8 protein-coding genes are annotated in these 7,567 nt (G+C 61.4%); 3 read left to right on the forward strand and 5 right to left on the reverse strand.

Annotated features, from left to right (window positions below; all coding sequences use genetic code 11):
* Positions 1-542: SRPBCC family protein (locus AC1D1P_RS09875; RefSeq protein ID WP_477672842.1), on the forward strand; the 542-nt coding region annotated here is incomplete at its 5' end.
* 32 nt (positions 543-574) lie between these two features.
* Positions 575-1,234 carry a DUF1345 domain-containing protein gene (locus AC1D1P_RS09880; protein ID WP_477672843.1) on the forward strand — a complete coding sequence of 220 codons (660 nt, stop codon included), beginning with the start codon at positions 575-577 and terminating at the stop codon, positions 1,232-1,234.
* A gap of 32 nt (positions 1,235-1,266) precedes the next feature.
* On the opposite strand, the gene AC1D1P_RS09885 is transcribed toward AC1D1P_RS09880, so the two are convergent.
* The 5 genes from AC1D1P_RS09885 to AC1D1P_RS09905 all read right to left on the reverse strand — a co-directional run bounded on the left by AC1D1P_RS09885 (position 1,267) and on the right by AC1D1P_RS09905 (position 5,914).
* The gene (locus tag AC1D1P_RS09885) at positions 1,267-1,953 is read right to left on the reverse strand and encodes a hypothetical protein (RefSeq protein ID WP_477672844.1); all 687 of its coding nucleotides are present in this window, start codon (positions 1,951-1,953) and stop codon (positions 1,267-1,269) included.
* A 607-nt stretch (positions 1,954-2,560) separates the two neighbouring features.
* Positions 2,561-2,725, reverse strand: coding sequence for a hypothetical protein (locus tag AC1D1P_RS09890; protein WP_477668065.1), 165 nt, complete (start codon positions 2,723-2,725; stop codon positions 2,561-2,563).
* Positions 2,722-3,672, reverse strand: coding sequence for a DMT family transporter (locus tag AC1D1P_RS09895; RefSeq protein ID WP_477672845.1), 951 nt, complete (start codon positions 3,670-3,672; stop codon positions 2,722-2,724). Before AC1D1P_RS09895 ends, AC1D1P_RS09890 begins: the two co-directional genes overlap by 4 nt.
* The gene (locus AC1D1P_RS09900; protein WP_477668063.1) at positions 3,669-4,190 is read right to left on the reverse strand and encodes a methylated-DNA--[protein]-cysteine S-methyltransferase; all 522 of its coding nucleotides are present in this window, start codon (positions 4,188-4,190) and stop codon (positions 3,669-3,671) included. Before AC1D1P_RS09900 ends, AC1D1P_RS09895 begins: the two co-directional genes overlap by 4 nt.
* 215 nt (positions 4,191-4,405) lie before the next feature.
* A complete protein-coding gene (locus AC1D1P_RS09905) occupies positions 4,406-5,914 on the reverse strand; it encodes a DNA-3-methyladenine glycosylase 2 family protein (RefSeq protein ID WP_477668062.1) in 1,509 nt (502 codons plus the stop codon).
* Between the two features lie 243 nt (positions 5,915-6,157).
* On the opposite strand from AC1D1P_RS09905, the gene AC1D1P_RS09910 reads away from it, so the two are divergent.
* Positions 6,158-7,543, forward strand: a complete 1,386-nt coding sequence (locus AC1D1P_RS09910; RefSeq protein ID WP_477672846.1) for a phosphomannomutase/phosphoglucomutase — start codon at positions 6,158-6,160, stop codon at positions 7,541-7,543.
* Positions 7,544-7,567 lie beyond the last annotated feature (24 nt).

Raw genomic sequence — 7,567 nt, forward strand, 5'->3', positions numbered from 1 at the left:
ATGTTGCTCCGTTCCACCCGGGCCTGGGCAGCTTCGTGAGTTGCGACAACCTGAGCTGGGATTTTGCCGACTGGTACAGCATGCAGCGCGTCGGCGTGCACGAATCGCTGAACGCGCCGGGCTCGGACATCTACCGCACCTGGCACGACCGCCTCCTGAACTATCGCACCGGAACACCACCGGATTTTGGCGCGATATGGGTCACCTACTTTCCTACCCACATGATCGAGCTGTACCCGCATGTGCTGGTACTGTCCACGCTCTACCCCAAGGGGCCGCAGGACACGGTCAATGTGGTGGAGTTCTACTACCCCGAGGAGATCGCGGCCTTCGAGCGGGAATTCATTGAAGCGCACCGCGCCGCCTACATGGAAACCGCCAGGGAGGACGACGAGATCGGCGAGCGCATGGATGCGGGCCGGCGCGCGCTGCTGGCGCGCGGCGTCTCGGACACCGGGCCTTACCAGTCGCCGCTGGAAGACGGCATGCAGCATTTCCATGAGTGGTACCGGCGAACCATGGGTGCCTCGTCTCCCCCTTGAAGTCGGGATGCCGCTAGCCTCACAATGCAGCCATGCGCAAACATTTCTCCGAAACCACCGGCCCGCAGCGGCTCACCCTGGGCTTGGTGACCGGGCTGATCGTGGCGGCGCTGCCGCTTCCCCTGGGCTGGCAGTTTTGCGGCCTGCTGGGCTGGTGTGCCGGCGTCGGCGTTTACCTGTGGCTGGCCTGGTGGCTGTGCGTGCGTTTCGACGCCAAACGCACGCGCGAGCGCGCGCAGGCACAAGATGAGCCCAGCGTGGTGCTGTTTTTGCTGATGCTGCTGGCTACCATGGCCTGCGTCGCGGCCATCACGGTCATGATGCAGCAGTCCAAAAATCTGTCAGGGATGGAGCGCACGCTGCGCATCGTGTTGTCAGTCGCGGCACTGGCCGCCTCCTGGCTGTTCATGCAGACCATTTATGCGTTTCGCTACGCGCACCGCTATTACCACGAGGAAAAACTCGGAGAGCCCGATGGGCCTGGCCTGTGTTTTCCCGGAGGGCTGGATCCGGACTATTTCGATTTTTTGTACTACGCCCACGTGGTCGGCATGACCTCGCAGGTCTCCGACGTGCAGGTCACCTCGCGCGAGATGCGCCGTCTCACGCTGGTGCACAGCGTGCTGTCGTTCGGCTTCAATATGCTGATCCTGGCGCTCAGCATCAATGTGGTGGCGGGCGCGTTGCAGTAGGGCCAGCCAGACGTCGCGAGGTCCCTAATGGATCATATGGGGCTGGCATTTGCGGCATCTTTGCCCGGTTTTGCAAGTTCATACAGGCGCTGCTCCGCCAGCAGATTTCTGACATTTGCCTCAAATGCCTTTTTAAGGAACTCAGGCACGCTGCCGGAAGTAATTTCCGGAGCGTTGAAAGACCCATCTGTCGTGGTTTCAAAAACAACTTTTCCGGAGGCTGTGCTAAAGACTTGCCAGCGAACCTGCAGGTAAGTGGAACCCTTTAGCTTGCCGGTAATGCCGATATCTGCATTTGGGCTGCCGGAGAAAGGAAAGCAGAGATTGGACTCGTATTTTTCAATGGCTCCAGCGACAAGCAACTCCGCATTCGCAACGGTCTTGTCAACAAACAGGGCTTTTGGGTCGCCCGCAACCTTGTAGTTGGACTGAGTGAACTCTTTGCGAAAGGCATCCTTGAATTCGTCATCTGTCAGGTTGATTCTTCCGCCGCGCCAGTCGACCGAGTTGCCAGTGAAGCAGCTCCAGCCGTACTGGATATTCAGAACCCGGCTGCCAAGTGGAACTTGCGTGACCACCTGTGTAAGGAGGAAGCTTTTCGCATTGGCATCATTGGGTCCTGCTATCACTGCCTTCTGTTGAGCCGTTGTTGTCGGTGGAATTGCACATGCCATCAGTGATGCCGTGGATATCGCAATGAGCAGGTATTGATAGTTCATATTTTGTATAGGCCTGGAGTTCGAGTCAGGTACGGATTGGGTAAGGTTTAGGCCGCACTTTGCCACCGCGCGCCTAGCCATGCCCCGAAAAGAAAAGAAACCGGCAGCCCCAACGACCATAAGGCAATGCGCCAGGCGGCCGAGGTTGCCGGAAACTGTCCGAAGAATACATAGGCGTGTTGACACGTATGACGGAAGGATCTGCGGATTGGACTGAGGCATCCACAAGATCCGGTTCCAGCATTACAGCGCCGAGCCAGGTGATCGTGAGCAAAAAAGCGCCTATCAGGAGGCCGCGCCAGGTAGCGCGCTTTGGTTGCTGCGACTCTTCAGGGTGGGAACTTGACATGAGGTGGGTGGCAGATTGTGCGGCCTGACGTTTAGCATGGGCGTGTCGTCGACGGACAACGAAGCTGTCGGCTGGGCGTTCGCTCGAAACAGGGATTGGGCATCAGTTTCGCTGGATTCACGTTGTTGAAGTCGATCAAGTGGTGCGGCGCCAGGTCGACTGGCCATGAACGTCGAACTGCTGCATGCGAGTCGATCTGGTTGTTTGAATCGGATGGTTGGAGCCACGATTCTCACCGAACCCGGGAGACGCGCATATTTACAGCTGAAACAGCTGTTTTTTGAGCGCCATCTTTTCCTTCTTGCGCAGGCTCGCTTCGGATTTGCGGTGCGAGCCGGCCTTGCGCTGCGACGCCGGCGCCACCAGAGGGTTGCGAGGCTTGGGCGCGGTCAGCTTGAGCTTGGTCTTGCGGGCCGAAGTCATCCTTGCGTCGGGCCTTTGCGGCCCAGCTTGAGCAGGCCGGTCGACAGCGCCGTGCCGCACACAATCACCACGGCGCAGATCACCATCCAGGCCGTCACATGCTCACCGAGGAAGATCACGCCATAGATCACGGCAAACACCGGCACCAGGAAGGTGACCGACAGCGCGCGCGGCGGGCCGGCGTTTTCGATCAGGCGGAAAAACAAAATATAGGCCAGCCCAGTGCAGACCACACCTACGGCCAGCAGCGCCAGCCAGGCATGCGCGCCCGGCATCTGCGCCGGCCACAGCCAGGCGGCCGGCAGGGCCAGGCCCAGTGTGGCGCCAATCTGGCTGCCCGCCGCAGTGACCAGCGGCGGCATGCCTGACAGATAACGTTTGGTGTAACTGGCGGATATGCCGTAGCAGAGGCAGGCAAACAGGCAGGCCAGCACGGCCCAGCCCGGTGCTACACCCGAGGCATCGGGCTTGAAGGTGGCTTTGTCCCAGGCCAGCATGGCGACGCCGGCAAAACCCACGAAGAGGCCCAGGATGCGCGAGGCATTGGGTTTGTCCTTGAGCCACAGCCAGGCGATCAGTGCGCCGAACATGGGGACGGTGGCGTTGAGGATGGCCGACAGGCCCGTGGTGATGGACAGCAGTGCAAACGAAAAACATGCAAACGGAATGCCTGAATTGAGCACGCCGATGAAAAAAATCCGCTTCCAGTTTTTCTTCAGGTGAGGCAACAGGCCGCGCAGCCACACGATGGGCAACAGGAACAGTGCCGCAATGCCCACGCGCACGGCGGCGGTGGGCAGGGGACCGAACTCCACCGTGCTGATGCGCATGAAGAGGAAGGACGAGCCCCAGATGGCGGCCAGCATCACAAAATCGGCAGCCCAGTTTTTGGGCCTGGTGAGGGCCGCACCCACCGGCGCAGCGATACCGGAGGGACTGGAACTCACAGCGTGTTCTCCTGAAGTGCGCCTTCGAGTTTAAGCAAGGCGGTTTTGCGGTGCAGGCCGCCTGCGTAGCCTGTGAGTGAGCCATCGGAGCCCAGCACCCGGTGGCAGGGCACGATCACGCTGACCGGGTTGCGCCCGACTGCTGCGCCCACGGCGCGCACGGCTTGCGGCTTGCCGATACGCTGGCTCACCTGGCCGTAGCTGAGGGTGCCGCCCTGCGGAATGGCCAGCAGCGCCTGCCATACCGACTGCTGGAAGGCCGTTCCGTGACCCAGGTCCAGCGGCAGGTCGAATTCGGTGCGTGTGCCGGCATAGTATTCCGTGAGTTGCTTGATGGTCTGCCTGAGCACCGGGTGGTCCGGGTCTTCGCGCCACACATAAGGTTTCACGAGTTGCGGCGGCAGGTGACGCTGGCCGGCAAACCAGGTGCCGGCCAGGCCTTTGTCAGTCGCGGCAATGATCATTTCCCCCAGGGGGCTGTGGAAGGTCGTCTGGACGACGGAGTTGTCGAATTTCATCTTGTTCACCTTTGAATGGTTTCGAGTTTCTGCCTTATCAGGTCTTTTTCGGGCCTGAATAGGCGGCTTAAGCTGACTTGTCTCTTTTACGGGCAAAGACTGGCTCGATCATTCACCGGCGATGTTCGCGCCAAGGCGCTGGACCGTCCAATGAAATCGAAGCGCTGCATTCATTCCCCGAACGCATGAATCGGCATGTTGTCGCTATTGCGCCGTCAGCCGGGGCGCTCGAGCGTGCCGCTCCAGGCGCGTATCACCGCGTAGCTGCGCCAGGGTTTCCATGCATCCGAGGCCAACTCGGCCTCCCGTGCCGGGTTCTTTTTTTCCTGCACACCCAGCGCCTTGTGTAGCGCCACATCGCCTGAAGGAAACGCATCGGGCCAGCGCAATGTCCGCATGGCTATGTATTGCGCCGTCCAGTCACCGATGCCGGGCAACCCTTTAAGCGTAGCCACCGTCGTGTTGATGTCGGCGCCACTGTGCAATTGAAGGCGTTTTTCTGCCACTGCCTGCGCGATTCCCACGATGGCGGCCTGGCGCTGCCTGACGATGCCCAGTTGCCCGAGCGCATCGCCACTGGCTGCGGCCAGTACGGCCGGGGCGGGAAAGAGGCGCGTCAGCTGTGGCCACGGTGTTTCCACGGGTTCGCCAAAACGGTCCACCATGCGCTGCGCCAGCGTGCGCGCGGCGGCCACGGTGATCTGCTGGCCCAGCACGGCGCGCACCGCCAGCTCGTAGCCATCCAGCGCGCCTGGCACTCGCAGGCCGTCGCCTTCGGGAAAACTGTCGTGCAGTACGCTGTTGATGGTGGCCGGATCAGCGTCCAGGTCAAAGGTGGTGCGCACGCGGCGTATCACCAGCGGCAACACTTCGCGCAGCGAATCGCTGACGCGCAGCACCAACTGCGAACGGCTTTCATCAAAGCTTGCGAGCAGCCAGCCGGCATGCAGCTTGCCGCCCGACTCGATGCTGAAAGTCCGGCCCAGAGCGGGCTGCGCAGCGTCCGCGTCAATGAATTCAATGGCACTGATGCAGCGCTTGCTGAAGAAGGCCAGCATCGCCTGCACGTCATAGGGCGGGCGGTAGCCCAGCCGCACGATGACGCCTTCGCCCACCTCGCCGACCCGGGCCGGGCCCTGGCGCCGAAGCTGCGTGGGGTTGAGTTTGTAGTGCTCCACAAAGGCAGCATTAAAGCGCCGCACGCTGGCAAAACCGCTGATCAGCGCAATCTGCGTGATGGGCAGATTGGTGTCGGCCAGCAATTGTTTGGCCGTGTGCAGCCTGTGCGTCTGCAGGTATTGCATGGGCGAGACGCCGAACTGTGCCTCGAAAATCCGTCGCACGTGGCGATCGCTCACGCCCAGCCTGGCGGCCAGCTTTTCTACAGAAGGTGCTTCCTCGGTCCACACCTCGGGCTCATCCAGCAGGCGCGCCGCCTGGTGCGCCAGGATGTAGGACGCATCCTGTATTGACCACACCACTGAATGCGGCGCCAGCTCGGGCCGGCAGCGCAGGCAGGGACGAAAGCCCGCGCTCTCGGCCTGGGCAGCGTGGTGAAAGAAGCGGCAGTTTTCGCGCTTGGGGGTTTTCACGCTGCAGACCGGGCGGCAATAGATGCCGGTGGAGGTCACACCGGTGAAAAAGCTGCCGTCAAACCGGGCGTCCCGCGCCTTCAGGGCAAGGTAGCAGTCGTTGTCGGCAAGAGGGGTGGTTTCGCGGTTCATGAGGGAAATGATACGCCGCAGCAGGCTGTTGACTAGCCGTTTTCGGACATGTCCCTTTGGTCGAAAAAGCCTTCAAAATTCCTGTCCAGGCTAGCTGTTTTTTGCCTCGTTGGAGACCGGTTAGATACCACTTTGGCGAAGCTTTCCATAGTCTGAACGGGCCCCCTGGAAACGGTGGCGGCCTACAGTTCGCGAAAGGACCGCCCCCTACAATCAAACCCATCAAATTGAAGGATCTCGCCGATGCAAATCAACCCGTCCATCTTCAAGGCCTACGACATCCGCGGTGTCGTGCCCTCCACCATCCATGAGGAAATGGCCGAGGCGCTGGGCAAGGCTTTTGGCATGGCGGCGCTGGCCGAAGGTGAGAAATCCGTGGCGGTAGGCCGTGACGGGCGCCTCAGCGGGCCATCGCTCAGTGCAGCGCTGATGCGCGGCCTGGCCGCGGTGGGGATGGAAGTGATCGACGTCGGCATGGTGACCACCCCCATGCTGTACTTTGCGGCCAGCACCCTCACGGCTTCCGGTATCCAGGTCACAGGCAGTCACAACCCCAAGGACTACAACGGCTTCAAGATGGTGCTGGCAGGCCGCGCCATTTATGGCGAAGAAATCCAGGCGCTGCGCCGCGCGATGGAAGGCGAGACATGGGTGTTGCCGTCCCAGGCCGGCGCCATTCGCCAGGTCGATGTTGAAACGGCCTACCGCGACCGCATCGTGTCCGGCATCAAGCTCGAGCGTCCGCTCAAAATCGTTATCGACTCTGGCAACGGCATAGCCGGCGCTTCGGCGCCTGCGATCTTTCGCGCGCTCGGCTGCGAGGTGACCGAACTCTTCAGTGAAGTGGACGGCAATTTCCCCAACCACCACCCCGACCCCAGCAAGCCCGAAAATCTGCAGGATTTGATCAAGGCCCTGCAAAGCGGCAAGGCCGAACTGGGCCTGGCCTTTGACGGCGACGGCGACCGCCTCGGCATCGTCACTAAAGACGGCCAGAACATTTACCCCGACCGGCAGATGATGCTGTTTGCCCGCGACGTGCTCTCACGCGTGCCGGGCGGCACCATCTTGTTCGACGTGAAATGCTCGCAGCGCCTGGCGCCCGAGATCGAGGCCGCTGGTGGTGTGCCGCTGATGTACAAGACCGGCCACTCACTCATCAAGGCGAAGATGAAAGAAGTCGATTCGCCGCTGGGCGGCGAAATGAGCGGCCATATCTTCTTCAAGGAGCGCTGGTACGGCTTTGACGACGGCACTTACGCCGGCGCGCGCTTGCTGGAAATCCTGAGCCGCGTGCCCGACGCCGGCATCGTGCTCAATGCCCTGCCTACCAGCTTCAGCACGCCCGAACTGAACGTGGCCTGCAAGGAAGGCGAGCCGCACACGGTGGTGGAGGCCTTGATCAAGTCGGCGAAGTTTGCGGCGCCCGCGAAGATTTCAACGATTGACGGTGTCCGCGTGGATTGGCCAGACGGCTTTGGCCTGATCCGCGCCTCCAACACCACGCCGGTGCTGGTGCTGCGCTTTGAGGGCCACACCCAGCAGGCGCTGGAGCGTATCGAGGCCGACATGCTGACCCTGCTGCGTAGCGTCAAGCCCGGCGCCAGCTTCGCTGCCGCCTCACATTAAGCTCACCCCCTTCCAGACTCACTG

It is taken from the genome of Polaromonas sp. P1_E1_2, assembly GCF_056406035.1.